This window comes from Eudoraea sp. (assembly GCF_049665975.1).
In the GTDB taxonomy this organism is placed as follows: Bacteria; Bacteroidota; Bacteroidia; order Flavobacteriales; family Flavobacteriaceae; genus Eudoraea.
This window is the reverse complement of record NZ_JBATGR010000001.1, coordinates 1-25,652: the sequence shown is the minus strand read 5'-3', so window position 1 is coordinate 25,652 and position 25,652 is coordinate 1. Positions and strand designations below refer to the sequence as shown.

The 25,652-nt window shown below is 37.2% G+C and carries 17 protein-coding genes; 11 read left to right on the top strand and 6 right to left on the bottom strand.

Annotation, left to right across the window (positions count from 1 at the left end):
- Window positions 1-31: 31 nt before the first annotated feature.
- Window positions 32-946, bottom strand: a complete 915-nt coding sequence (hemC, locus tag WBN20_RS00085; RefSeq protein WP_424280265.1) for a hydroxymethylbilane synthase — start codon at window positions 944-946, stop codon at window positions 32-34.
- Window positions 943-2,199, bottom strand: coding sequence for a glutamyl-tRNA reductase (gene hemA, locus WBN20_RS00080; protein WP_424274047.1), 1,257 nt, complete (start codon window positions 2,197-2,199; stop codon window positions 943-945). The genes hemC and hemA overlap by 4 nt, the downstream gene beginning before the upstream one ends.
- A gap of 187 nt (window positions 2,200-2,386) precedes the next feature.
- Here hemA and WBN20_RS00075 point away from each other — a divergent pair, with 187 nt between their 5' ends.
- From WBN20_RS00075 to WBN20_RS00065, 3 genes are read left to right on the top strand one after another with little or no spacing between them, the layout of a single operon-like run.
- Window positions 2,387-3,289, top strand: coding sequence for a helix-turn-helix transcriptional regulator (locus tag WBN20_RS00075; RefSeq protein WP_424280264.1), 903 nt, complete (start codon window positions 2,387-2,389; stop codon window positions 3,287-3,289).
- Between the two features lie 51 nt (window positions 3,290-3,340).
- Window positions 3,341-4,111 carry a ThuA domain-containing protein gene (locus WBN20_RS00070; RefSeq protein WP_424280263.1) on the top strand — a complete coding sequence of 257 codons (771 nt, stop codon included), beginning with the start codon at window positions 3,341-3,343 and terminating at the stop codon, window positions 4,109-4,111.
- 42 nt (window positions 4,112-4,153) lie between these two features.
- On the top strand, window positions 4,154-5,545 hold the full coding sequence (locus WBN20_RS00065; RefSeq protein ID WP_424280262.1) for an MGH1-like glycoside hydrolase domain-containing protein: 1,392 nt from the start codon (window positions 4,154-4,156) through the stop codon (window positions 5,543-5,545).
- Window positions 5,546-5,589: 44 nt separating this feature from the next.
- Here the strand turns inward: WBN20_RS00065 and WBN20_RS00060 are convergent, their stop codons facing one another.
- A complete protein-coding gene (locus WBN20_RS00060) occupies window positions 5,590-6,426 on the bottom strand; it encodes an N-acetylmuramoyl-L-alanine amidase-like domain-containing protein (RefSeq protein ID WP_424280261.1) in 837 nt (278 codons plus the stop codon).
- Window positions 6,427-6,456: 30 nt separating this feature from the next.
- Window positions 6,457-9,981, bottom strand: a complete 3,525-nt coding sequence (locus tag WBN20_RS00055) for a TraB/GumN family protein (protein WP_424280260.1) — start codon at window positions 9,979-9,981, stop codon at window positions 6,457-6,459.
- Window positions 9,982-10,192: 211 nt separating this feature from the next.
- Between WBN20_RS00055 and hemH the strand changes: the two genes are divergently transcribed.
- Together hemH and WBN20_RS00045 are read left to right on the top strand one after the other, a co-directional pair.
- On the top strand, window positions 10,193-11,224 hold the full coding sequence (hemH, locus tag WBN20_RS00050) for a ferrochelatase (protein WP_424271688.1): 1,032 nt from the start codon (window positions 10,193-10,195) through the stop codon (window positions 11,222-11,224).
- An 84-nt stretch (window positions 11,225-11,308) separates the two neighbouring features.
- Complete coding sequence (locus WBN20_RS00045; RefSeq protein ID WP_424271689.1) at window positions 11,309-12,685, top strand: MATE family efflux transporter; 1,377 nt, start codon at window positions 11,309-11,311, stop codon at window positions 12,683-12,685.
- Window positions 12,686-12,725: 40 nt separating this feature from the next.
- On the opposite strand, the gene WBN20_RS00040 is transcribed toward WBN20_RS00045, so the two are convergent.
- Window positions 12,726-14,207: a glycoside hydrolase family 30 protein gene (locus WBN20_RS00040; protein ID WP_424280259.1), complete on the bottom strand. Its 1,482-nt coding sequence runs from the start codon at window positions 14,205-14,207 to the stop codon at window positions 12,726-12,728.
- A gap of 34 nt (window positions 14,208-14,241) precedes the next feature.
- Window positions 14,242-15,129, bottom strand: coding sequence for a bestrophin family protein (locus WBN20_RS00035; protein WP_424280258.1), 888 nt, complete (start codon window positions 15,127-15,129; stop codon window positions 14,242-14,244).
- 287 nt (window positions 15,130-15,416) lie between these two features.
- Between WBN20_RS00035 and WBN20_RS00030 the strand changes: the two genes are divergently transcribed.
- The 6 genes from WBN20_RS00030 to WBN20_RS00005 all read left to right on the top strand — a co-directional run.
- Window positions 15,417-18,554 (top strand): WD40/YVTN/BNR-like repeat-containing protein, encoded by a 3,138-nt coding sequence (locus tag WBN20_RS00030; RefSeq protein ID WP_424280257.1) that lies wholly within the window; start codon window positions 15,417-15,419, stop codon window positions 18,552-18,554.
- 26 nt (window positions 18,555-18,580) lie between these two features.
- Window positions 18,581-21,715, top strand: a complete 3,135-nt coding sequence (locus tag WBN20_RS00025) for a WD40/YVTN/BNR-like repeat-containing protein (protein ID WP_424280256.1) — start codon at window positions 18,581-18,583, stop codon at window positions 21,713-21,715.
- On the top strand, window positions 21,715-22,266 hold the full coding sequence (locus WBN20_RS00020) for a CopD family protein (RefSeq protein ID WP_424274037.1): 552 nt from the start codon (window positions 21,715-21,717) through the stop codon (window positions 22,264-22,266). Before WBN20_RS00025 ends, WBN20_RS00020 begins: the two co-directional genes overlap by 1 nt.
- 117 nt (window positions 22,267-22,383) lie before the next feature.
- Window positions 22,384-23,799 (top strand): ATP-binding protein, encoded by a 1,416-nt coding sequence (locus WBN20_RS00015; protein ID WP_424280255.1) that lies wholly within the window; start codon window positions 22,384-22,386, stop codon window positions 23,797-23,799.
- Window positions 23,800-23,813: 14 nt separating this feature from the next.
- Entirely contained in the window at window positions 23,814-24,596 is a 783-nt protein-coding gene (locus WBN20_RS00010) for an enoyl-CoA hydratase/isomerase family protein (RefSeq protein ID WP_424280254.1), read from the top strand.
- 24 nt (window positions 24,597-24,620) lie between these two features.
- On the top strand, window positions 24,621-25,652 hold a 1,032-nt coding region (locus WBN20_RS00005; protein WP_424280253.1), incomplete at its 3' end, for a hypothetical protein.

Below are 25,652 nucleotides of genomic sequence, written 5' to 3'. Positions count from 1 at the left end.
GAAGTGAGGTGTTTTGTAGAGAGGACATTTTTCATTGGTTTATTTGGATTTTTATGTCTCGCATCAATTTCTTCCCTCCATCAAATAAGACCTCTTGTGCGCAGGCTTTACCAAAATCTATTGCATCTGCCAGTCTGATTTTTTTATCAATGCTTGCTGTTCGTTGCCCATCAAGAGATAGTAATATACCTTTAAAATGTAATAAATTGTTTTCAATAGTAGCCAAAGCCCCTATTGGTGCTGTACAGCCGCCTTCTAATTCCTTTAAAAACTCGCGTTCAACCTGTGTACAGATTTCTGTGGTTTCATGATTTAAAGGGGCAAGTGCCTCTGTACAAAACTGATCTTCCTTTTTGGCTGCAATCATCATAACACCTTGCGCAGGTGCTGGTACCATCCATTGTAGTTCAGTATGGTTTTCAGGAAGTTTATTTAAACGTTCTAGTCCAGCAGCAGCAAAAATTGCTGCATCCCATGAATTATCATAAAGTTTTTTCAATCGGGTGTTTACATTTCCTCTTAAATCAACAACCTCATGAAGGGGATAACGTTGTAACCATTGTGCTTTTCTTCTTAAACTGCCAGTAGCAATAATTCCTTCAGCATTTAGAAAATCCAGACCTTTATGTACCAATATGTCCTTGTGGTTTGCACGTTTCATAACAGCGCCCTGTACAATGCCTTTTGGTAAAATGGTGGGCACATCTTTCATTGAATGTACAGCAATATCAATTTTATCTGTAAGCATTGCCACATCCAAAGTTTTTGTAAAAATTCCTGTAATGCCCATGGTATAAAGCGGTTGATCTAACTCCAGATCCCCATCTGATTTTACTGGGATTAATTGTGTGGAATGTCCCAGCTTATCAAGTTTTTTCTTTACGTCATTTGCCTGCCATAGTGCAAGTTCACTATCGCGGGTGCCAATACGAATGACCTTATTCATTGGGAGTTTAATTCTAGTTGAAAGACCTTTTGTATAAGTTGTAAACTGTCATCGGCATCATTCTCAGACTCCTTTAAATGATTAGCGAATTGTTTAGTTATCTTCTGAATGATTCTTTCCGATATAATATCTGCATGTTCTGAATTAAAATCAGTGAGTTTTTTAGACTGAAAATCCAGTTCTTCTTCTTTCATTGATTTTAGTTTCTTTTTAAGGGCTTTTATAACCGGGGCAAATTTTCTGGTTTCCAGCCACTGACTAAAATCTAATTTCACTTCATCTATAATGGATTCTGCTTGAGGAATATATTGTTTTCTGCGTTCAAGGGTTTCATCTGTTATTTGCGATAGATGATCCAGGTGTAATACAGAAACATCTTTTAATTCCAATACATTATCTGCCACATTTTTAGGAATGGATAAATCCAGGATCAAAAGTGGTTTGTTAGTATAAATTAGTTCTTTAGAGATAGTGGGGGAATTTGCTCCGGTAGCCACAATCAGAACATCTGTCTTACGAATTTCTGTTTGCAAATCTCCATGATCCTTTACAACAAGATTAAACTTTCCAGCAATTTTTTCGGCCTTATCCTTAGTTCGGTTAATAAGGGTTATATGAGAGTGATTTGTATGTTTAATAAGGTTTTCACAAGTGTTTCTTCCTATTTTGCCCGTACCAAAAAGTAAAATATTCTTTTCTGCAATATTGGCAACATTTTTTAGAATGTACTGAACAGACGCAAATGCCACTGAGGTAGCCCCCGTTGAGATTTCCGTTTCATTTTTAATTCGCTTACTGGCCTGAATAACAGAATTAACCAGGCGTTCCAAAAAGTGATTAGTAAGATCGTGTTTTTTGGAGCGGGAAAAACTACTTTTTAATTGACTAATAATTTCAAAGTCGCCCAAGATCTGGCTGTCTAACCCACTGCCTACAAAAAACAAATGGTTAATGGCTTCATAATTTTTTAAAACATAAGCCACTTCCTGAAATTCTTCAACTGTTCCCTTAGAATGATCACAAAGTAGTTTAATTAACTGAAATGGGTGCTGCGCAAATCCGTGCAATTCTGTCCGATTACATGTAGAAGTAACAAGAAGACCATCAACGCCTATGGCCTTAGCTTCCGTTAAAAGCGCATCGGCTGCATCCTGGTCCAGGCTAAATTTTCCTCTTACTACTGCGTCTGCATTTTTATAACTTAGACCAACTGTATAAAAAGAATTGTGTTTGGAGATATGATACCTCTTCATATATTTTCCATATAGCTCACAAAAATAGTAGCATCAACTTAATAAAAATAACGCTGGAGGTACAATATATATCGTTTCAAGTTTTTTTATCGCAATTTCATCGAAAATATACAAAAAACCTTTACTTTTATGGTCTTAACAGCTGTTAGCAAACATTCTATTTAGAATGTTTCTAAATAGAATGTTTATGAATTCACATCAAACAGATTCCAAAAATATCGCTCAAGGTTCTTTTTCCGAAGTCTTGATTGATGATGATTTTTATGTATTAAAGATTCAAAACGAAGGCCCTGAGGTTCAAAAAGTTACCCGTGATATTGATAGTAGCTTTATTCAATTCCACTTTTGTTTAAAAGGCAATGGAAAATTTATTTTTAATGATGGTCATTATGCCCTGGAGGTTTCCGAAGAGAATTCTTTATTGTTGTATAATACACAGTTAGACCTCCCATTAAATTTGGAACTTAATCCCATGTCATGGATGGTATCAGTAATAATGACCATAAGAAGATTTCATTCTCTATTTTCAAAAGAAGCGGACTATATTCCTTTTTTGAGTGATGATAATAAGGAAAAAAAATACTATTCCCAGGAAGGTGTTACTCCTGCAATTGCAATTATACTTAGCCAAATAATAAATTATAATCTCCATCCTTCCATTAAGGCACTTTATGTTAAAGCCAAAGTATATGAATTAATCTCATTGTATTTCAACAAAAGTGAAGATGCAGATTTAGAACAATGCCCCTTTTTGGTGGATGAGGATAATATAAAACGAATAAAACAGGCTAAAGAAATCATGATAAGCCGTATGGCAGAACCGCCTACTCTAACGCAGTTATCGGAAGAGATTGGCCTCTCACTTAAAAAACTAAAGGAGGGTTTTAAACAAGTATATGGAGAACCGGTATTTAGTTTTTTGTTTGACTATAAAATGGATTTCGCACGTAAAATGCTTGAATCTGGGGAGTATAATGTAAATGAAGTAGGGCATAGGATAGGATATAGTACTTCCAGTCATTTTATTGCCTCTTTTAAAAAGAAATTCGGGACTACTCCAAAAAAATATTTAATGTCATTGAATAATTAGTAGTATCATTAAGAAGATTTCTCGATATTTAATAAACTATAAAAGATACTTATGAAAACACTCGGAAAATTTACTGCCTTTTTGCTTTTTTGCATCTCATTTTCAGGATCTTCTCAGCCTCAAATGCAAGAAGAAAATATTGAAGTCATAAAAGAAGAAATGGCTCAAATTTTGGTTTTTACAAAAACCATGGGTTATAGGCACAAGTCTATTGAAAAAGGTGTGGAAACCCTAAAAAAATTAGGGAAAGAAAACCGTTTTGCAATTACACAAACAGAAGATTCATTGCAATTTAATGACAACAACTTAAAAAAATATGATTTAGTTCTTTTCCTAAGTACAACTTTGGATGTTTTGGGTCCGGAACAGGAGCAGGCTTTTAAAAATTATATTAATAATGGCGGCAATTACATGGGAATACACGCGGCCAGCGATACTGAATATGACTGGCCATGGTATGGTAAGTTAGTAGGCGCATATTTTACCAGCCATCCAAATGACCCCAATGTCAGAGAGGCCAAAATGAATGTCGTGAACAAGGAACATTTGTCAACTGCCCATTTAAAAGATACCTGGGTACGCAACGATGAGTGGTATAACTATAAAAATATAAATCCGGCTATGGAGGTGCTAATCTACCTGGATGAAACTTCATATGAAGGAGGAACAAACGGAGATAACCATCCTATTGCATGGTTTCAGGAATTTGATGGAGGTCGTGTTTTTTATACTGGCGGAGGCCATACCAAGGAATCATTTGATGAAATCGATTTTCAGAAACACTTAATAGGAGGAATAAATTATTGCCTGGGGAGAAAATGAACATTCTTTTGAAGAACCCATTTATCATTTTATTGAATAGTTATGGATCGAAGAAAGTTTAATAATACCATAGGGTTTGCGGCTATAGCTGCCACTGTACCCACTGCCTGTACTGACAATAAAGTGGGTCAAAAGGAAACTATGAAGCTGACTGCAGTAGACTGCTCTTTTGAAGTGACTCAAGAATTGTCTGAACGGATGTACGACAAGGCTTTGGAAATAACTAAATCTAAAGTTCGTGGAGGAGATTCTGAACCTTTTTTTAAAAAGCCCTTTGTAGATGCAGCTTTTTCTGATAATATTTTTCTCTGGGATACCTGTTTTATAGTAGCTTTCGCAAAATACCATCTTGATGAGCTACCGGTATATCAGGCCCTTGATAATTTTTATGGGCGAATTGAAGAAGATGGGTTTATCTGCAGGGAGTATCGTAAGGATGGTCGACCCCTTTGGTCAAAGGACCACCCAGTTTCAATCAACCCGCCTTTATTGGCTTTTGCGGAAACTGAAATTTACGGGCTGAAGAAAGATGTCGCCCGATTACAAAAAGCCTATCCAATATTAAAAAAGAACTTTGAATTTCACGTAAATACCTATCAGGGTGAGGACAAACTATTTTGGGGAGACACTTTAGGTATGGGGATGGACAATATTCCCAGATTCCCAAGGGGATGGACTACGGATAAAGGAAATGGGATGACACATCATGAGCTCGGGGAAAAGTTAGGAAAGATGAGCGGTTCGACGGGTGATGAACGCTTAAATTCATTTATCAGGGAGTATGTAAACACTCTTCAAGGCGTGTGGAATGATGAAGGCAGATTGGTTGATTTTACAGCACAGATGGCTATGTATGCCCTGCAACTCAAATTTATTGCAAATGAGATTGGAGCAACAGATGACATTCAATTTTACGAAGATTTTCATGCTGAGGTTAAAGATGCTTTGAATTCTTTATGCTGGAGTGATGAAGATGCTTTTTATTATGACCTGGGATTTGAAAAACAAATAAAAAGAAAGCATATTGGGATGTATTGGACGCTGTTAGGTGAACTGGTGCCCGAAAAACATATGGATCGTTTTCTGGCTCACTTAACAAATCCAGACGAATTTTACAGAAAAACACCATTACCGGCTCTTTCTGCCGATGACCCAGATTATAAAGGTTGGGGCGATTATTGGCTTGGAGGCGTTTGGGCTCCTACTTCCTATATGGTGTTAAAGGGCTTGTCAGCTAATGGGAAACACGAATTGGCCCAAAATCTGGCTACGAAAACATATGCTGCTGTTGCTGAAGTTTTTGAAGCTACCCATACTTTTTGGGAGAATTATGCTCCGGATCTAATTTCTTATGGAATGCCTGCTAAAAAAGATTTTTGTGGATGGACGGGTTTAGTACCCATAGCAATCTACAAAGAATATATTAATAAATAACCTCAATTAAAGAGCTGCGCCACAAGAGTTCAGAGCCACATTTTTTATAATGGCCTGGCCACCATTATCCCTGTATTCTTTTTAATCTTTTTCAAATAGTCTACTAAGGGCAATTCAGAAACTTCCACCTTTCCTGAAGAAGAAGCATGCAGCAAGTGAATACGGCCATCTTTTTCTCTAATGGCAATTCCCGTATGGGTGATATCAAGACCGGTAATAGAGGTAGTTAGCGCAATAATATCGCCATTTATTATTTGATTTTCGTTGGCCTCAATCTGGTCCTGGGGCAAAATGCAAATAGATTGGTTGTTAAGGTAGTTTTCTGAAGCTTTAATTTTTTTGAAATTTTCTTCGTCCTCCAAAAAGGGATACAAATCCCTGTGTGTACTCATAAAATTAATGTCTTTCTTTATTTCCAGACCCCCTATTTCTGCAGTTACATCTTCCAACAGTTTTTTCTGTACGTTGTTAACTATCCACTCAGAAAAATAGTGTAATCGGGAAGCATAACCATCTAATTTACCATCCTTATATCGGATGTATTCAAGAGTACTGGCGAAGGAATCAAAATTCATTTTATCCTTCATTAATAAAGTGCTAAAGGCCAAAACATTCTCAACATAGGTAGTACAGTCCATCCCCTGCAAATTAATAACTAAAGATTCAGATTCTCCTATTTCGAGTGTTTTGGCTACATATGGGGTTCCAAGAAATGTTTGACCAACCAAGATCATCGTATCGCCAAAATCTGATTGTTTTAAATTTTGAATTTCTCTAATCTTATCATCAAATGCTTTTTTGTCTTGATCTGAACAAATAAGCTTTTGGGCACTAATTGTTAGAGATAATAAAAAGAAAAAAAGAGAAGAAATTAATTTCATGTCTATTTGCATATAAAGCAAAAGTACAATTTAGAAGCCAAAACTTCCATAACCACGATACTGGTTTGGCCTGTAGGCAATAGCCCTTTTCCGATCTTTTAATATAAAGGTTTCAGTAACAAAGTTCATTGCCTCCTCCTCAGTATCCGTATCCGCCATCCGCAATCCATCATTAATATAATATGGAACTGAATTGAAGGGGGTATCATCTGCAAATACTACAATATGGACTTTAAAATTCTTATGATAATCCTGGCTATTTTGTGTCTTAAAATAATATGCGGTATAAGGATTATTCTTATAAATGATAGATCTCTGACCTAGTTGTATAACCTTATCTTTATTACTGTCAAACCTTCTGTCCTTATATATTAGGGCTTCTGCCAGGGATTGTTCAGAACTGTATTGATGTGGAAAAATATCGGATTTTCCTTGACGAATTAACTTGGTATACAACACAAGCCTGCTATTAATATCATAAGCCATAGAATTGATCACTGCCGCTGGTATACTTTTCCCATCTAATGCAAGCTGCGCTACATAGGTGCTTCTAATTTGTGGATCTTTTACTAAAAGGAGACGATTAAAAAATTGACCCATTTCTCTTTCTCCGGCGAAAGGATATAGTAAAACAACATAATCTTCTAAGATCTTATTATTCCGGAGCCTGGTATAGTTTGCCTGCCTTGTTTTTAATTGATTGCTGTTTTGTTCACCCAGATGCCTTTTTAAGAGGATTTTAGCATCATTTAAAAGCTGACCCCTATATTTTTTATAGTAGGCAGGTTTCACCAGATCTTCTCTTTTTAGCTGTGCAAGAAGTGAAAAAATAGGCGCTTTATATTCTGTTATAGAACTGTATTCTAGCAACTCTGGATATAATCTCTTTGCTAATTCCAAACTATCTTCAAATGGTTTAAAAATATTCTTTATCTCCGCAGTATTAGATACAAGAGGCAAATCTTGTGACATAAGATCTAGCAACAGACTTGCGGAGGCTTCAGTTTTTTTCCTTGCAATGGACTGCAAAATTTTAATTTGTGCACTGGAATTATTATATGATTTGGCATATAAATCCTTCATAAATGGAATAACCTTATGATGTTGCAATTCACCTAATTTCTTTATGAGGTAAGATTGTATATGCTTTTTATCCTCATCAAAGGAGAATTGTGCAATATAGTAGGTTAGTGAATCTATATGGCGTTCATCAAACAAAAGATATCTGTAGCCTTTTATTACTATACTGTCATTTTGCCTGAGTGCGGCAAAGAAATCTGCTGTTTTATCTTCAAGAAGATCCCTGCCTATTGGCTCGCCTTCCGGTTTAAAATTATCAAAAAAGGCACTTATAAAAGGACTGGGCTCTGAAATTGTGTCGACTACTGACTTTAACTGGTAAAATAATCCACCCCGGATAATATTCTTAATTAGAATACCCCTGGTACTCGCAGTATCGGTGATCACAAATTGTAATTCGTGGCTACCATCATCTGACGTTTTAGTTTTTTCATTTTGAATAGTAAACTTTTTATCAGAATATTGTTTTTTCCGTAAAGCCCAAATAGAATCGATATTGGAAAAGGTGAGATAGTCATGAGATTTTGTTATCTCTATCTCAATTGCTTCATTATTTTTGTTTTGATAAATTGACTTTTTAGAATAGGGACTATAAGCCTTTGCTTTGTTCTTATTACTTGATTTGTAATTGCTGTTTTCAACAAATTTTGGAGGTTCTACAGATGTAACCGTACTAAAATGCATAGCAGTATCCACCACCTTTTTGAATATTTCGGGATATGATACTTCTCTGATTTTAAAGGAATTAAAGAAGTTTTTTGCGTTTATTTCCTTTGTAGTACGGACACCTAGCAAATAATAATCTCCCCTTTTTATAACTGTTTTCAGGTGTAAATTCTGACCAGTTACTGAATCCCAAACAGCTTTGGAAGTAAGAGATTTATTTTCAAAAGAATTGTATTTTGGTTTAAGCTTAAGGTCCTGGTATATTCGTTTTTGAATTTGTTTAAGTTCAAAAGTGTCTTCCTCAATAAAATTAAGATCGTTTAGGGTGGTCTTTTTAAGGAAATAATACGAATTGGTTGCCGGGTCATATCCTTCAATGTTGCGACTACCACCTCTTGATGCATTTGTAAATTTATGTAGCCCTGGCATGGATATCTCAAAGTCCTTGTAATCTGAAGAAATGAGTTTGCTTCCTTCATTAGGGGCTTTAAACTTGAGGCTATTAAATATTATATCAGAATAATTAATGACGTAATCACCTTCTCCACCCATTTTAAAAATAAGTATCTCCAGTGGGGTTATGTAAATTTGGTATCTCTGATGATCACCATTCTTTAATTTGTTTCTAATATCCAAGCCTTTATATTTCTTGTTGATAATAGGTGTTTTACTTAATATCGTTCCTGGGATATTTTCAAATAATAATTGTTCGATATCCTCTATGGTGTAGTCTCCTCCCGCTTTCAAACTGGCATATGTGGGGATCCTGTTTACCATTAAATAACTTCCATTTGCCAAATCTGGTGAAACATAAACTGTAGTAATTCTTTCGGATATTGGATATAATTTATTAGGGAGTGAAATGGTAAAGAAATTATCATCAGGCCCAAAAGTGTTATAAGAATGTTCTCTTATTTTCTTAACGAATTTGTCTTTAAGTTTTTGACCTTTTTCGGTAGCTTCAGAAACAAGCGGTTGTACAACATATCCTTTTTCTTGTAATAGCGCAATTACCCCGTGCGTCCCGGGTAAATGAGCAGCCCCAATTCCTGCAAAAACTTTAGCTTTTTGCATAGCAGAATCTAAACTTCTCGCCATGTTCTCATTACGGATATAGAGCATGTTTTTTAGATAATGATCCGTATACATCGCTTTATCAATGGAGTCTAATAAATTTAAATTACGTTCTCTATATGCATCCTGCATTAAAAACATCAGGTCTTGTTGCTGCATCCTTTTTTGAAGCCATTCATCTGGTTTCATTTTCATGGAATTCAGGCTGGCCCTTCCTACCAGTGCTGCTGATTCTTCCAGTTTCTCTAATGCAAGGATAGGTTTGTTAAACCGACTTCCTGCCTGATAGATGAACATATCCAAATAGGTGTCCTCCTCAAAATTTTGCGAATACTCATTAGTCCTGTAAAGGATACTATTAACTAACCTTTCTTCAAATGCCAGGTAAGAAGCCAGGTCTTTTTTTCGCGGATGTTGCAAAGCAAAGGAATGTGTGTAAAATCCTTTGGTGGTGAAACCATATCCTTCTTTCTGAGAACTTGAACCAAAACGTTCTTCACTTTCCAGCCAGGTTTCAGGATCAGATTCGAGAGCGACTATTTCACTACTATCCAGGGCTTCATAAAAAACATCGTCTAATCGGAAGGCGATTTTTTTACTAACGTGCATTGTACCATATAAATAGGAAGATTTTTCTAAGCCGTTACCAGATATTTCCCAGAGTAAACTTTTTTCTGATTGGGAATAGCCCATCAGCGATAAAACAAGACAAATGATTACATAGGTTAAGCGCATTATTTTTGGTTTGTTTGGGGCCTCATGTAATTTTACGGAGGTTGGAATATTTTCTAATTTCCAAGTAATTTTGAATAAATATCCGCTAGGAGTGGTTAGCTCCATAGGGATTACTTATATGGTCATCAGAAAAGTATTCGTCTTAATTTAACGGAGTTTCATTCCAAGTAGTATTTTTGTGTTGTTAAAAAAAATAGCTTAAAAAAGAATTATGAAGGGTGTATTACTAGTGAACTTAGGATCTCCGGATGGTCCTACTGCAAAAGAAGTAAAACCATATCTGGATGAATTTTTGATGGATGAGCGTGTAATTGATGTTCCAAATTGGTTGCGAAACCTATTGGTTCGCGGAATTATTTTGCAAACTCGCCCAAAGAAATCGGCAAAAGCATATGCTAAGATATGGTGGAAAGAAGGATCTCCTTTAATAGTGATTTCAGAACGCTTTGCATCTAAAGTCCAGCAGCATACAGACCTTCCAGTTGCCCTGGGGATGCGCTATGGCTCAATGAGTATTAAGAACGCATTAAAGGAATTAAAGGACAAAGGAGTGAGTGAAATATTACTGGTACCGCTTTACCCTCACTATGCCATGTCTTCCTATGAGACTGTTGTTGTTAAAACTATGCAGGAACAACAGGCAAATTTTCCGGATATAAAAATTACCACCTTACCCGCGTTTTATAAAAATCCGGATTACATAAAAGTACTTTCTGAACGAATTTTAAAGGGACTAAAGAACTTTGATTATGATCATATATTATTTTCATATCACGGTATTCCTGAGCGGCACATCAGAAAGTCTGACCCAACGAAATTCCATTGCAAAATAGATGGGAGTTGTTGTCAAATAAACTCGGTTGCACACAATACTTGCTATAGACATCAGTGTTATGATACCACAGAATTGGTAAAGACAGAATTAAATCTGGCCGAAGATAAAGTGAGTACTTCTTTTCAATCACGACTCGCCGGAGACCCATGGTTAAAACCTTATACAGATTTTGAATTTGAACGTCTCGCAAAAGCCGGGATTAATAAACTGGCTGTGATTACACCTGCTTTTGTAAGTGATTGTCTCGAGACTCTTGAAGAAATTGCCATGGAGGGCAAAGAACAATTCATTGAAGCGGGCGGTGAAGATTATATTCATATTCCATGCCTAAATGAGAGTGATTCATGGGTAGCCCTTATGGCGGAATGGATAAATAATTGGCATAAAAATGAAACTCTTCCGGTTTAATGCGCTTTGTTCATTTGTCATCGGACTTGTAAAGGGTGAAATCATCTAACAGTATATGTTTAATTTCATAATCATTGCACAATAATGGCGAATGTCTCCGCAGATCAATTAGGGACTGAACCCATTGGGAAACTTCTTATTAGACAAGCAGTACCAGCTTCAATAGGGATTCTTGTGATGTCGCTCAATATATTAGTAGATACTATATTCGTGGGCAACTGGATTGGTTCTATTGCCATAGCAGCCATTAATGTAGTTCTGCCAGTTTCTTTTTTTATTGCAGCATTGGGAATGGCAATCGGGATTGGGGGAAGCAGTATTATTTCTCGTGCTCTTGGTGCAGATCATAAAGCGAAGGCACTAAAGACCTTTGGAAATCAGATTACACTAACTTTGTTGGTCACCATTTCTATGGTGGTCTTAGGCCTTTACTATGTTGATGGTTTAATTCCTGCATTTGGGGGCAAAGGGGCCATATTTGCTCCGGCAAAAATTTACTATACCATAGTCTTATACGGAGTGCCTTTTTTGGCTCTTTGTATGATGGGCAATACGGTTATTCGCGCTGAAGGGAAACCTAAGTTTGCCATGATTGCCATGATTATTCCATCAATAGGGAATCTTGTATTAGATTACATATTCATTTATGTCTTTGATTGGGGAATGGCAGGGGCTGCCTGGGCAACTACAGTAGGGTACCTTATGTGTTTTGCTTACATTTTTTATTTTTTCCGATCAAAAAACTCTGAATTAAAAATAAATTGGTCTCATTTTGGATTGGATAGAGATATTTTACGAGAAATAGGAAGTCTGGGATTTGTAACCCTCTCGCGACAGGCGGTAACAAGTATCACCTATTTGCTTATGAACAATATTTTGTTTGCCCTCGGAGGAGAACCTATGGTGGCCGTATATGCCATTATAGGAAGAATGCTGATGTTTGCCCTCTTCCCTGTATTTGGAGTTACCCAAGGATTCCTTCCTATTGCGGGTTATAATTATGGGGCGCAAAAATATGATAGGGTAAAGGAGTCAATTAAAACAGCTATTATATATGCAGCTTTTGTAGCTACCCTGGTCTTTGTAGTTCTTATGATTTTTCCTGCTGAGATCACATCTTTATTTTTAAGTGATAAACCAAATATGCCGGCCCTGGAAAGGGCAACAAATGCCTTTGTTTTGGAACATACTCCTTTTGCAATGCGATTGGTTTTTGCGGCAACACCAATTATTGCAATACAACTTATAGGGGCCGCATATTTTCAAGCCATTGGAAAAGCGGTTCCGGCTTTGCTCCTTACTTTAACCCGGCAAGGCTTCTTTTTTATTCCTTTAATACTGACTTTACCATATTATTTAGGTGAATTGGGTGTCTGGATTTCCTTTCCCATTGCAGATGTTTTATCAACTTTGGTTACCGGCTTTTATCTAAGAAAAGAGGTAAAAAAATCACTAGTCTGATTCTCCGTATTGCTATTTTGTAACCATAAATTTTTGTAAACTATTCCCAGACTAAAGTGGCTATATCTTTTCCTTCTAACTCTATTTGTAACTTTTCCTCTTCTTTATTGAGCTCAACAGTAATAGTCTCATTATTCTTATTTTGCAAAATCACGACTGTTTTATTTTCTGGAGTGCTATAGGCAACATTAAGCAGTTTCTCTTCCTGGTTAGAATCTATTCTAACAGAACCTGGAGGTACAAATTTTGAAGCATGGGCAATAATATAGTAGGCCGGGTTTCTTATGATACTATCACCTTTTATGGTAATAGCTCCAAGACAGCGGGTACAGCCACCTCGATCTGTATGAGGTTGTTGATTTTCATCAGCTGCAAGATTCCATTGTAATACATTTCGACTCCAATTCCTGGGTGCCCCAATAATAAGATTTTCTATATGCCAACTAAGATTCTCCTCAAAATTGCCAGGAGCACCAATCCATTGTTCAGTAAAATAGAGATGTTTATCAGGATGGGCATTATGGACTTTGGAAAGGGCGTCAATAGTGCCCCCGTAAAAATGAAATGCCGAGCCATCTACATATTGCGCCGCAATTGAATCATCAAGAATAGAAATAGGATAGTCTGGCCTGTCGGCATTGTGGTCATAAAGGATAATTTTAGTTTCAATTCCGTTTTCTTTAAAAGCAGGGCCCAAATGATTTTTTACAAATTCACCCTGATCCTTGGCTAGCATTAACAGGCTTGGATTATTGCCAGGGTGCAAAGGTTCATTTTGGACGGTAATAGCATCAATTGGGATGCCTTCGGCATCCATGGCTTTTATATATTTTACAAAATAATTAGCGTAAGCAGGATAGTATTCTTTTATCAGGCTGCCACCACGCGTATCTTTATTATCCTTCATCCATGGCGGGGGTGACCAGGGTGAACCCATAATTTTTATTCTGGGCGATATTTTAAGTATTTCCTTTAAAGTTGGTATCAGATACAAGGTATCGTAGGCCATTGAAAAATGTTCCAGATCAGGATCAGATTTACCTAAGGGGAGGTCGTTGTAGGACCAGGGATATTCGTCCAGGTCCGAAGCACCAATGCTTACTCTTAAATAACTCACTCCAATACTTTTTTCACCTTTGCCAAATAGTTCTTCTAAGATCTTGCCTCTGGAGAGGGCAGACATCTTTTGTAAATGCAATGCACTACCACCAGTAAGCGTATATCCAAAACCATCCATAATCTGATAGGAGGTAGAAGGGTCGATGGTAATTGTCGATTTAACAGAAGTGGTTGCAGAAATATCACTCTTTTTAATTGTGACCTCATTTAATAACTGGGATTGGTCGAGTGAAGTGCGGTATATTTTTGCTATGGTTACTACACCTTCTGAACCGGGTTTTCCTTTACAGCCTGAAAGAACAAATTGTATGACAAAAATTACAAGGAATATATACTTTTGACTAAGAAAATTGTTAGAACAATTCAATGGTTGGGCTAACTTTTTATGCAGATATAAAAACATAAGATTTACATTTCACAACAGAATTAGAAATCATTTACATAATATAAAAACCGTTATTCTTTAGAGGATCAGGTAATTCTTTTTCTCCTAGAAGTTCTTTTATATTTATCTCAATAGCACGTGCAATGCTTGTCATGGCGGTATCTGTCGGTTTATTTTCGAAAGGGTCCTGAATGACAAATGCAATTTTTTCAAGCATAAAAAAAGGTATGGAAATGAAAATTAATAACGGGATCTCCAAAAACCCATAGACATTTTCAAGTGCCAAAGACAGCAATAACAAAAAGATATAGATAAAAAAGTGTAACACATTTCTATAAGTCCTGGGAAACACCGTATTTTTTATTCGCTCAGCCATGCCCATTGATTCTGTAAGTTTCAAAATTGTGGTATCTATCTGAATTTGCTGGAAGTCATTGAGTGATTTTTCGATATGGAGGGTTCTTACATTTTGCCCATGTTTGTTAAGTAAAGTCAGAGGGACATGTTTTTTGTGCTTTATAAATATTATTTCATCCTTAGAAAGGAAGCCTTCCAAAATTCCCAGCACATCCTGCTTTCGCAAATGATGCCCAAGTGCATAACACCATGCAATTTGTCGATAAGCCATAGTTTTCAAAATACTATTATCAGACTCTTTTATGAACTGTTTTAGTTGAATCACTAAAGTTCTTGAATCATTGACAATAGCCCCCCAAATTTTTCGGGCTTCCCACCAACGGTCATAGGATTGTGATAGCTTAAAAGATAATAACAAAGCAATGGCTGTTCCTAAAAATGTACCAATACCTAAAGGTATATCCAGGTTATTGATAAAAAGTTTTACGGAATAAATAATTACCGAAAACACACTTACAATAAGCAGATCCCATTTTATTTCTTTGAACCAATATTTTAATGGTATTCTCTTTTCTAATATCATTAACTATTATCTAAAATTTTATTGTTTTTTATTATTCTCCTGCTTTCCACGGTATTGATGCCAATTTAACTTGCCTATAAACCTTCAATCTATCAGAAAGATTACTGTTGGCTAAAATTAGCGAATATTTCTGCATAAAATATTCAAATCACCTGTAAATAGTAAGCTTTTAATATATTTCTGGTAAACTTATGAAGTTTAACCAAAACGGAATATGTTCTAAAATTTCATTTTCAATTCCCTACATTTTCCCTACATTTAGCCAGACTAATTGAAATAAAATTAATATGAAGATCATATCGGCAAAGACCGGCCTAATTCTTTTGGCTGCTCTCCTATTCATTTCCTTTGTAAAAGCTCAAAAAAAACGTAATAACACCAATACACAAATTGAATACCCCGAAGCGCTATACTCAAGCCTTGAATATAGATTGGTAGGCCCATTTCGTGGTGGGAGATCTGCGGCAGTTACGGGGGTGCCTGGGGAGCCAAATCTGTTTTATTTTGGCTCAACCGGAGGAGGTGTTTGGAAAACAACAGATGGTGGCAGGAGTTGGGAAAATATTTCAGACGGATTTTTTGGAGGCAGTATAGGCGCAGTGGAAGTAGCTAAAAGTGATCCTAATGTAATTTATGTTGGCGGTGGGGAAAAAACTTTACGGGGAAATGTCTCTTCCGGTTATGGTCTCTGGAAAACAGAGGACGCAGGTAAAACCTGGAAGTCTGTAGGTCTGGAAAAAAGCAGACACGTTCCACGTATCCGAATTCATCCAAATAACCCTGATATAGTGTATGCTGCAGTATTGGGGAATATTTATAAACCAACTCGGGACCGTGGTATTTACAAGAGCATCGATGGGGGCATTACATGGCGTAACACCCTTTTTGTAAATGAGCAGGCAGGTGCGGTTGACCTGGTAATGGATCCTAACAATCCACGAATATTGTTTGCTTCTACATGGAGGGCCAAAAGGACACCTTATAGCTTAAGTAGCGGCGGGGATGGCTCTGCCTTATGGAAAAGTACAGATAGCGGAGAAACCTGGAGTGAAATTTCAAAAAACGAAGGGTTCCCAACGGATACCTTGGGAATTATTGGAGTTACGGTATCACCTAAAAACTCTGAACGCGTTTGGGCTATTGTTGAACAAAAGGAAAAAGGAGGTCTTTATAGAAGTGAAGACGGGGGTAAAAAATGGACACAGGTTAACAGTGAAAGAAAGTTAAGACAAAGGGCTTGGTATTATACCAGATTGTATGCCGATACAGAAGACGAAGATGTTGTATATGTTTTAAATGTACGTTACCATAAATCTACAGACGGTGGCAAGTCTTTTAACACCTTCAATGCACCACATGGAGATCATCACGACTTATGGATAGCACCTGAAAACTCAAAACGCATGATTATTGGGGATGATGGTGGAGCTCAGATTTCTTATGATGGAGGTGAAACGTGGAGTACTTATTACAATCAACCAACAGCTCAGTTTTACAGGGTTACCACTGATAACAATTTTCCATTTCGAATCTATGCAGCACAACAGGATAATTCAACAATCCGTATTGAACATCGCAGTGATGGTGGAAGTATTAGTGATGATGATTGGGAAGAAACCGCCGGGGGTGAATCCGCACACATTGCCGTAGACCCTTCAAATAATGATATTGTTTACGGTGGAAGCTACGGTGGTTTTTTAACAAGGGTGAATCACAAAACCGGAACCGTTCGTGGAGTGAATGTTTGGCCAGACAATCCAATGGGTTATGGTGCCGAAGGAATGAAATACCGCTTTCAATGGAATTTCCCTATTATTTTTAGTAAACATAATCCAAAGAAACTATACACCTTTTCCAATCACGTACATCTTAGTGAGAATGAGGGACAGAGCTGGAAACTTTTAAGTGGGGATTTAACCAGAAATGATCCGGATAAACTTCTTTCAAGCGGGGGGCCAATTACACAGGACAATACCGGAGTTGAGTATTATTGCACCATTTTTGCAGCAAACGAAAGCCCATTGAAAGAAGGTTTGCTTTGGGTGGGAAGTGATGACGGACTTATTCATTTATCCCGCAATGGAGGTGAAAGTTGGGAAAATGTCACACCTTCCGGCATGCCCGAATGGAGTATGATAAACAGTATTGAGCCTTCGGCTTTTGATGAAGGAACTTGTTATGTAGCGGCTACACGTTATAAGTTGGGCGACTTTGAACCGTATTTGTATAAAACTATTGATTTTGGAAAAACATGGACAAAAATAACGAACGGTATAAATAAAGAGCACTTTACTCGGGTACTTAGGGAAGATCCAAAAAGAAAGGGTCTCCTATATGCGGGAACAGAAACGGGGATGTATATTAGTTTTAATGACGGGCAAAACTGGCAGGCATTTCAACTTAATTTACCCATAGTTCCTGTCACGGATCTTACTATCAAGGATGATAATCTTATTGTAGCAACCCAGGGGCGAAGTCTATGGATTATAGACGACCTTACGGTACTACATCAACTTAATACGGCGAAAAAAAATGCCGCCACTATACTTTATAAGCCAAAAAGCGCATACAGGACCAAAGGGCGGGCAGCAACTAAACCTTCCAAAACAGAAGGGCAAAACCATCCTGGGGGCGTAGTGACTCAATTTTACCTGAAAGACTGGGATAAGAAAGATAGTATTGCGCTAACTTACATGTCCATGTCGGGCGATACTCTGGCTAATTTTAGTACTTATAGTGATAAAAAGGACAAAAAGTTAAAAGTTAAAAAAGAAGGAAATACTCATGTTTGGGATACACGAGGTAAAGGAGCCGAAAAACTGGATGGTATGATTTTATGGTGGGCCAATTTGGATGGGGCAAAGGCAGTTCCAGGATCTTATAAGGTTTATTTGAACCGAAATGGCACGGACATATCCGAAACCTTTACTATTTTGCCTGACCCCAGAGCAGAAGTTTCTGTGGCTGATATGCAAAAGCAATACGATTTTGTAAGCGATATAAATTTAACAGTTGATAATGCACATCAATCCATAAAAAAAATTCGAAAGATTACATCCCAGTTAGATGCTTTTACGAAACAGTATAAGGGGAATTCAACAACAAAGGATTTAGTAGAAAAAGCCAAGGAAATGAAAAACGGTTTTGAAGAGATTGAAAAGGCATTATATCAAACGAAAAATAGAAGCGGACAGGATCCTTTAAATTTTCCAATTAGGCTTACGAATAAATTGGCACATTTGAATAGTTTGGTCTCCTTAGATGATTTTCCACCAACTGAGCAGGATATTGCTGTAAAAAACGAATTGACCGCTAAGATCAAATCACAACTCAAAGCTTTTGATACAATGGTTGATAAGGAAATCGAAGAATTTAATAAGGCGTTTAATGATTTAAACCTGAATTACTTATTTATAGAAGATTAGATACTCATAAGAAATACCATACCAAAATGATTAAGAATATATATATACCGCTTGTTCTTGTATTTGTTGTTAGCCTGGGTCTTGCTCAAGATTCAGAAACTTATTTTAAACCGCTTAAGTATCGAAATATTGGTCCTTTTCGTGGAGGTAGATCTGTTACTTCAGTTGGAGTTATAGGAGATCCTTTAACTTATTATATGGGTACTACAGGAGGCGGTCTTTGGAAGACTTCCGATGCGGGTCAACGTTGGGAGAATATTTCTGACGGCTTTTTTGAAACTGGTTCTGTAGGTGCAGTTGCTGTCTCAGCTTCTGACCCAAATGTTGTTTACTGTGGTATGGGTGAACACGCACCAAGAGGTGTTATGACTTCGTATGGAGATGGAGTATATAAATCTACAGATGCAGGAAAAACGTGGAGAAAGATGGGGCTGAGTAAAACTCAGCATATCTCACGGATTGTTATTCATCCTAACAATCCGGATATTGTATATGTAGCCGCTCAGGGAGCACTTTATGCCCCTAATGATGAACGGGGTATTTACAAATCTATTGATGGTGGAGATACCTGGCAAAAAGTATTATTTGTAAACACACTTACAGGATGTTCAGAACTCTCAATGGATGCCAGTACACCGGAGGTGCTTTACGCCGCAATGTGGCATCATCAAAGGAAACCAAATATTGTTATCAGCGGAGGGCCTGGAAGTGGGTTATATAAATCTGTTGATGGAGGAGAAAGTTGGTTCGAATTACATGAAGGTCTGCCAAAAGAAAAAGGTAAGATGGCTATCGCAGTAAGCCCGGCCAATTCTAATAAAGTCTATGCACTAATTGAAAGTGATTCTGAGCAGGATAAAGGAGGATTGTTTGTGTCTGAGAATGCCGGAATTTCCTGGAACATGGTAAGTGGCGATAACCGATTGGTGCAACGAGCCTGGTACTATATTGAAGTGTTTCCGGATCCTAATGATGAAAATACTGTATATGTTATGAGTGCTTCTGCATTCAGATCAATTGATGGGGGAAAATCATGGGAATTGATAACAGGAACTCATGGTGATTACCATGACCTCTGGATTAATCCCGACAATTCAAAAAACATGGTTGTAGCCGATGACGGTGGCGCTGCAATCACTTATAATAATGGTAAAACATGGTCTACCCAGGATATTATGCCCACTGCTCAAATCTACCGTATAAACACCGATAGGCTTTTCCCGTATAACATCTATGGTGGGCAACAAGACAATTCCTCTGTAAAGATTGCCAGTCTTTCACTAGGGCGGGGGGAAATTTCTGAACGCGATTGGACTTATGCTGCGGGTGGCGAAAGTGCTTTTCTTGCATTTGACCCGGATAATCCCAGGTATGTTATGGGAGGCAATTATTTGGGTACTATCGAAATACTTGATATGGATACCAAGTCAGAAACAAAAATAATGGCGGCTCCTATTCAGTATTTAGGCAGAGCTGCCCGGGATATGAAATACCTATATAACTGGAGTGCACCTATAATAAAATCTCAACATGAACCCGACACTTTTTATCATTGTGCCCAATTGGTTCTGCGAACCAGGGATAAAGGGATTAATTGGGAAGAAATTTCTCCAGACCTAACACGTAACATCGATGAGAAACAAGGTAAAGGTGGAGGTCCTTATACCGTTGAGGCAGTAGGGGCTGAAAATTATGGCACAATAGCTCATATTATAGAATCACCCCATGAGAAGGGAGTGCTATGGACAGGGAGTGATGATGGCCTTGTTCATTTAACAAAGGATGGTGGGGATACCTGGGAAAATGTAACTCCCAAGGGGCTAAAGGAATGTTTGGTTAATGCTATTGAAGTTTCTCCACATGACCCGGCGACTGCTTATATTGCCACAACCCGATATAAGTTTAATGATTACACTCCTGCTTTATACAAAACCACAGATTATGGTAAAAGCTGGACAAATATTAGTTCTGGCATACCTTACGGTTCCTTTACCAGGGTTGTTCGCGAAGATGCTTCGCGTAAGAACCTTCTTTATGCCGGCACCGAAAAGGGAATCTATATTTCCTGGAATGGTGGAGTCTTATGGGAGTCGTTTCAGCTAAATTTACCAGTTACACCCATTACGGATCTGAAGGTGCATCAGGGCGATTTGATTGTAGCAACTTCAGGAAGATCTTTTTGGATTTTAGATGACCTAGGCGCACTTGCCCAATACAAAGCTCAAAATGGAGATTTAAAAATTATGCAGCCTGAGGCTGCATACAATGGTTCCTGGCGAAGCCCATTAAATGAGAATTCGGATAAATTTGATGGAACACATCCTTTTTCCGGAGTAAACCCTGCTAATGGGGTAGTACTGTATTATGAATTGCCCAAGATCACTGATTCTACGGAAATTTCTCTGGAAATACTAAATGAAAAGGGAAAGCTAATTCGCAAGATAAGTTCCGAAAGAGATCCAAATTATAAAAAGCACAACGGTGGTGGTCCGCCTCCGGCCCCTGTTCTTTCAAAAGAAGAAGGGTTAAACAGATTTGTCTGGGACATGGGTTATCCGATTATTCCGGGTATCCCTGATGTATATATTGAAGCCAATTTTAGGGGGCATAAAGTGCCGCCCGGAAGCTATACTTTAAAATTACAATTAGGAGATAAAAGCGTAAGTACCACAGCAAAAATTATTGAAACACCTGGATTCGAAACTAAGCAGGGCCAATATGCCGATTACGATGCATTTATGACGGAAATGGAGCAAAAGGTTACTCAAATGCATTTGATGGTAAATACACTTTTTAGTGCTAAAACGCAACTTAAAGGCGTCATAGATGACCTTCAGGATAATGTTCTTAAGGAGGCTGGTACGATACTCTATGACAAATTGAACGCGTGGGATGAGGATATGATTCAACGCAAATCTCAGGCATATGACGATGTGGAAAACTTTCCAAATAAATTTACAGCAGAGTACTTATTTCTAATAGGTGAAACTAACAGCGCAATACCAAGAGTTAATACTTCATCCAGGTCTCGTAAAAATGAATTAGACAAAGAATGGGAGCAATTAAAAATGAGAGGAAATGAATTTTTGGCGAAAGAACTTCCGGATTTTAATAAGAAATTATGGGAGGCCGGTATAGGTGCAATCAGATATAAAAAATAATGGGGGAATACTATAATTATATAAAAGCACTGCATCTAATATTTGTTGTAACATGGTTTGCCGGCTTATTTTATATACCCAGATTGTTCATTTATCATATTGAAGCAACCGATAAACCCTCGCCCGATAAAGAAATACTTTCTGATCAACTTAAACTGATGACAAAACGGTTATGGTATATAATTACATGGCCTTCGGCTGTTTTATGTACAATATTTGCTATCTGGTTGTTATTGTTAATACCAGCCTGGTTAGATCAACCATGGATGCTTATTAAGTTGTTCTTTGTAGTATTACTAATTGCTTATCACTGGAAAACACATTTAATATACCTTCAATTACAGCGTGATGAAATAAAGTATACTTCCAATTTTATGCGTATTTGGAACGAAGGTGCCACTGTGATACTGTTTGCGGTTACTTTTTTAGTTATTTTAAAGGGTACTTTCAGTTGGATATTTGGGGTATTGGGGATTATTGTCCTTGGAATTCTTCTGATGCTTGGTATACGATTGTATAAGAGAATTAGAGATAGGAATCCCAATGCGTAAACCTCTTTTATTTGGGGAATTTGATAGGAGGCTTTGGCTTGATTATTGCTATCTTTAAACTCAAATCAGGAGTCCTTGCTTAGAAAGTTATCCCTTAGATCCCGAATTTTTGTCGCTATGATTTTACTGGTGGTAATGGCATCGGTATTAATAGCCGGGGTTACCATATACCAATATAGGGAACAATCTAAAGATTATCACCAGGTCCGTTTGGAGCGGAAGGAAGGTCAGATAAAACAGAGCATATCTTATACGTTACAGGAAACCACTTATCCTGTAACTACAGAAAATTTGGCGCTGATTTTTAAAGATGAAATTTACCGGATTGCTGATGTCCAAAACGTTAATTTCAATATTTATGACCTCAAGGGGAATTTAATCAAGAGTTCAAAACCCAGATTCAGAAATGATTCCATATCTCTTCACCTGGGATCAGAAATAATTAATATGTTATCAAATACCGTGGATAAGCGTTATGTTCTCGACGATACTGCTGCGGGGGATAAATATCAGGCTTCATATACTTATATAACTGACGATAAATTTAAACCAATTGGTATATTAAACCTTCCATATTTTCAGGATAACTCATTTAACGATATGGAACTCAAGGAATTCCTTTTGCGTCTGGGTGTTGTATATCTGTTTATGTTACTTATTGCTATTATCCTGGCATATTTTATTTCAAAATACATAACCCGTTCTTTACAAACCATTTCTGATAAGATTACGCAGACCGACCTAACGAGAAGAAATGAAAAAATCCTTATTGAAAATCCGGGACACGAAATAGGAAAACTCATTAATTCATACAATGATATGATTGATGAATTAGAAATAAGCGCCGCAAAATTGGCGCGGAATGAAAGGGAACAGGCTTGGCGCGAGATGGCCAAGCAAGTAGCTCATGAAATTAAAAACCCCCTAACTCCTATGCGCTTAAGTGTTCAAAGTTTTGAAAGAAAATTTAATCCGGAGGATCCAGAAGTACAAACTAAAGTAACGGAATATTCCAGGACTTTGATACAACAAATAGATACAATGAGCAGCATTGCTTCTGCTTTTTCAAACTTTGCCGAAATGCCCGCTCAGCAGAATGAAAATTTAAATGTGGTAAAAATAGTTAAACTGGCGTTGGACATTTTTAATGAGAAATACATACATTTTATTGCAGATGAAGAGGAATTAATTGCCAAGTTAGACCGCACACAATTGATACGTGTAATTACGAATTTGGTGAAGAATGCCATACAAGCAGTTCCGGAAGTAGAATCACCAAGAATACTAGTTTCAGTAGTTTCACATGGAGATAAAGTAAAAATATCAGTCGCAGACAACGGTATTGGAATTCAGGATGGCTTTAAAGATAAAGTGTTTGAGCCCAAGTTTACTACTAAATCCAGTGGCATGGGCTTAGGACTTGGCATGGTGAAGAATATTGTTGAAACCTATAACGGGAGTATTAATTTTACTTCACAACCTGGAAAGGGTACCGTATTCACCGTTATGTTTCCAAAAGAAGCAAAAAATTAAAAAAATAACTACAAATGAACTTTGAAAATATTCTGATAGAGCTTAATAGTAGTCTGGCAACAGTTATTATCAACAGACCAAAAAAATTAAATGCATTGAACAGAGCAACAATCAAGGATCTAAGTAAGGCATTTAAGACTCTGGACAAGGACAAAAAGATACGCGCAATTATACTCACGGGAAATGGTGAAAAGGCCTTTGTAGCCGGGGCGGATATTTCAGAATTTGCAGATTATTCAATAAAGGAAGGTAAAGAACTTGCGGCAAAAGGACAGAAGGCTATTTTTAACCTGATAGAAAACTTGTCTACACCGGTCATTGCAGCTATAAACGGTTTTGCGCTTGGTGGCGGACTGGAGTTAGCCATGGCCTGTCATTTCAGAATTGCCAGTGATAATGCCAAAATGGGCCTGCCTGAAGTTTCTCTTGGGGTGATTCCAGGTTATGGAGGAACGCAACGATTACCCCAGTTAATTGGAAAAGGCAGGGCGATGGAACTCATACTGACAGCCGGAATGATAAATGCAGAAAAAGCTTTATCATACGGCCTCGTAAATTATGTGGTTCCTCAGGAAGAACTTTTACCACTATGTATTAAAATAGCAAGTAAGATAACGAATAACTCACCTGTTGCAATTTCTTATGCAATAAAAGCGGTAAATGCGGGTTTTAAGAATAATGCGAAAGGGTTTGAAACCGAGATAAATGCATTTGGAAGCTGTTTTGGCACAGCTGATTTTAGAGAAGGCACTACTGCCTTTTTAGAAAAAAGAAAAGCAGAATTTCCCGGAACCTGATGCGCTTAAAATTCTTTATCTATCATGAAAATTCGTTTTATATTGTTTTTTGCGGTTTTTACTGCTGGCCTTACCTACGCGCAAAAAATGCCTATTTCCTATGATTTTGGAGAAAAGTATGACGACAGATATAAGTATTCCAATTTAGTTTCCATTTCTGAGGATGGAACAGGCGGGACTATTTTGGTTAGATCCTACTATACGGGAATGATTCTGAAACCTAAGGGTTATTTTATAGAGCATTATAATAAGGATCTTGAGCTTGTTTCAGAGTATAATTATAAATTAAAAGGTCTTGATCTTATTGAGGGCTACTTAAGAAACGGACAATTATATTTACTGTTTTTGGATTATAATTTGGAAACTATGTCATATGATTACATAGTTCACCGCAGTCCAATATCCAATTTTAATTTTACTGTAGAGAAATTACTCTCAATTAAGTCAGACCAGGTAAAACAACCATATGATCGCAATTTTTACAACAGAAATTTTTCATCTGGTTTTACCACGACTGCATTATTTAACGATGATAAAAGTGCATTTATAATTAGCACGCATTTTAAGAAGGGAAAGATAAATAAACACAATATTTACTTATTTAACGCTTCGCTTAAAAAAATATTCGAACAGGATTTTTCTAAAGAAATAGAGGATAAGAATTATGCTTTCGAAAATATAGTAGTCTCTCCAAATCTGGAGCGCGCATACATAATTGGAAAGGCCTATTTTAAAAAGAAAAGATTTACTGCCTTAGAGCGTAAATTTCAGTATGAACTTATTATGCTGACAAAACAAGGCGCCATTACACAAAGTTTTGACGGACCTGGGAAATACTCTGAAGCTCTAAAGCCAATTCTTAGAAATGGTAATCTTATTTGTGTTGGTTTTTATGCCGATCGAAAGGATAACAGATATAATGGGTTGGGTTATTTTAAATTAGATCCGGTAACACTAGAAGTCCAAATAAGGAAATACAATCCTTTTTCAAATCAGTTTATGTCAGACAAGTTTGGAAAAGAGGACGCAGAGCAGGTAAAGAATCTGGTATTTAAA

What these genes read in the sequence shown, in the direction of transcription:
- WBN20_RS00060 (WP_424280261.1), bottom strand. Translation starts at nt 6,426, where the DNA reads ATGAAATTAATTTCTTCTCTTTTTTTCTTTTTATTATCTCTAACAATT.
- WBN20_RS00070 (WP_424280263.1), top strand. Translation starts at nt 3,341, where the DNA reads ATGAAAACACTCGGAAAATTTACTGCCTTTTTGCTTTTTTGCATCTCA.
- WBN20_RS00020 (WP_424274037.1), top strand. Translation starts at nt 21,715, where the DNA reads ATGGGGGAATACTATAATTATATAAAAGCACTGCATCTAATATTTGTT.
- hemA (WP_424274047.1), bottom strand. Translation starts at nt 2,199, where the DNA reads ATGAAGAGGTATCATATCTCCAAACACAATTCTTTTTATACAGTTGGT.
- WBN20_RS00045 (WP_424271689.1), top strand. Translation starts at nt 11,309, where the DNA reads ATGGCGAATGTCTCCGCAGATCAATTAGGGACTGAACCCATTGGGAAA.
- WBN20_RS00075 (WP_424280264.1), top strand. Translation starts at nt 2,387, where the DNA reads ATGAATTCACATCAAACAGATTCCAAAAATATCGCTCAAGGTTCTTTT.
- WBN20_RS00055 (WP_424280260.1), bottom strand. Translation starts at nt 9,981, where the DNA reads ATGCGCTTAACCTATGTAATCATTTGTCTTGTTTTATCGCTGATGGGC.
- WBN20_RS00035 (WP_424280258.1), bottom strand. Translation starts at nt 15,129, where the DNA reads ATGATATTAGAAAAGAGAATACCATTAAAATATTGGTTCAAAGAAATA.
- hemC (WP_424280265.1), bottom strand. Translation starts at nt 946, where the DNA reads ATGAATAAGGTCATTCGTATTGGCACCCGCGATAGTGAACTTGCACTA.
- WBN20_RS00030 (WP_424280257.1), top strand. Translation starts at nt 15,417, where the DNA reads ATGAAGATCATATCGGCAAAGACCGGCCTAATTCTTTTGGCTGCTCTC.
- WBN20_RS00040 (WP_424280259.1), bottom strand. Translation starts at nt 14,207, where the DNA reads ATGTTTTTATATCTGCATAAAAAGTTAGCCCAACCATTGAATTGTTCT.
- WBN20_RS00025 (WP_424280256.1), top strand. Translation starts at nt 18,581, where the DNA reads ATGATTAAGAATATATATATACCGCTTGTTCTTGTATTTGTTGTTAGC.
- WBN20_RS00015 (WP_424280255.1), top strand. Translation starts at nt 22,384, where the DNA reads ATGATTTTACTGGTGGTAATGGCATCGGTATTAATAGCCGGGGTTACC.
- WBN20_RS00010 (WP_424280254.1), top strand. Translation starts at nt 23,814, where the DNA reads ATGAACTTTGAAAATATTCTGATAGAGCTTAATAGTAGTCTGGCAACA.
- hemH (WP_424271688.1), top strand. Translation starts at nt 10,193, where the DNA reads ATGAAGGGTGTATTACTAGTGAACTTAGGATCTCCGGATGGTCCTACT.
- WBN20_RS00065 (WP_424280262.1), top strand. Translation starts at nt 4,154, where the DNA reads ATGGATCGAAGAAAGTTTAATAATACCATAGGGTTTGCGGCTATAGCT.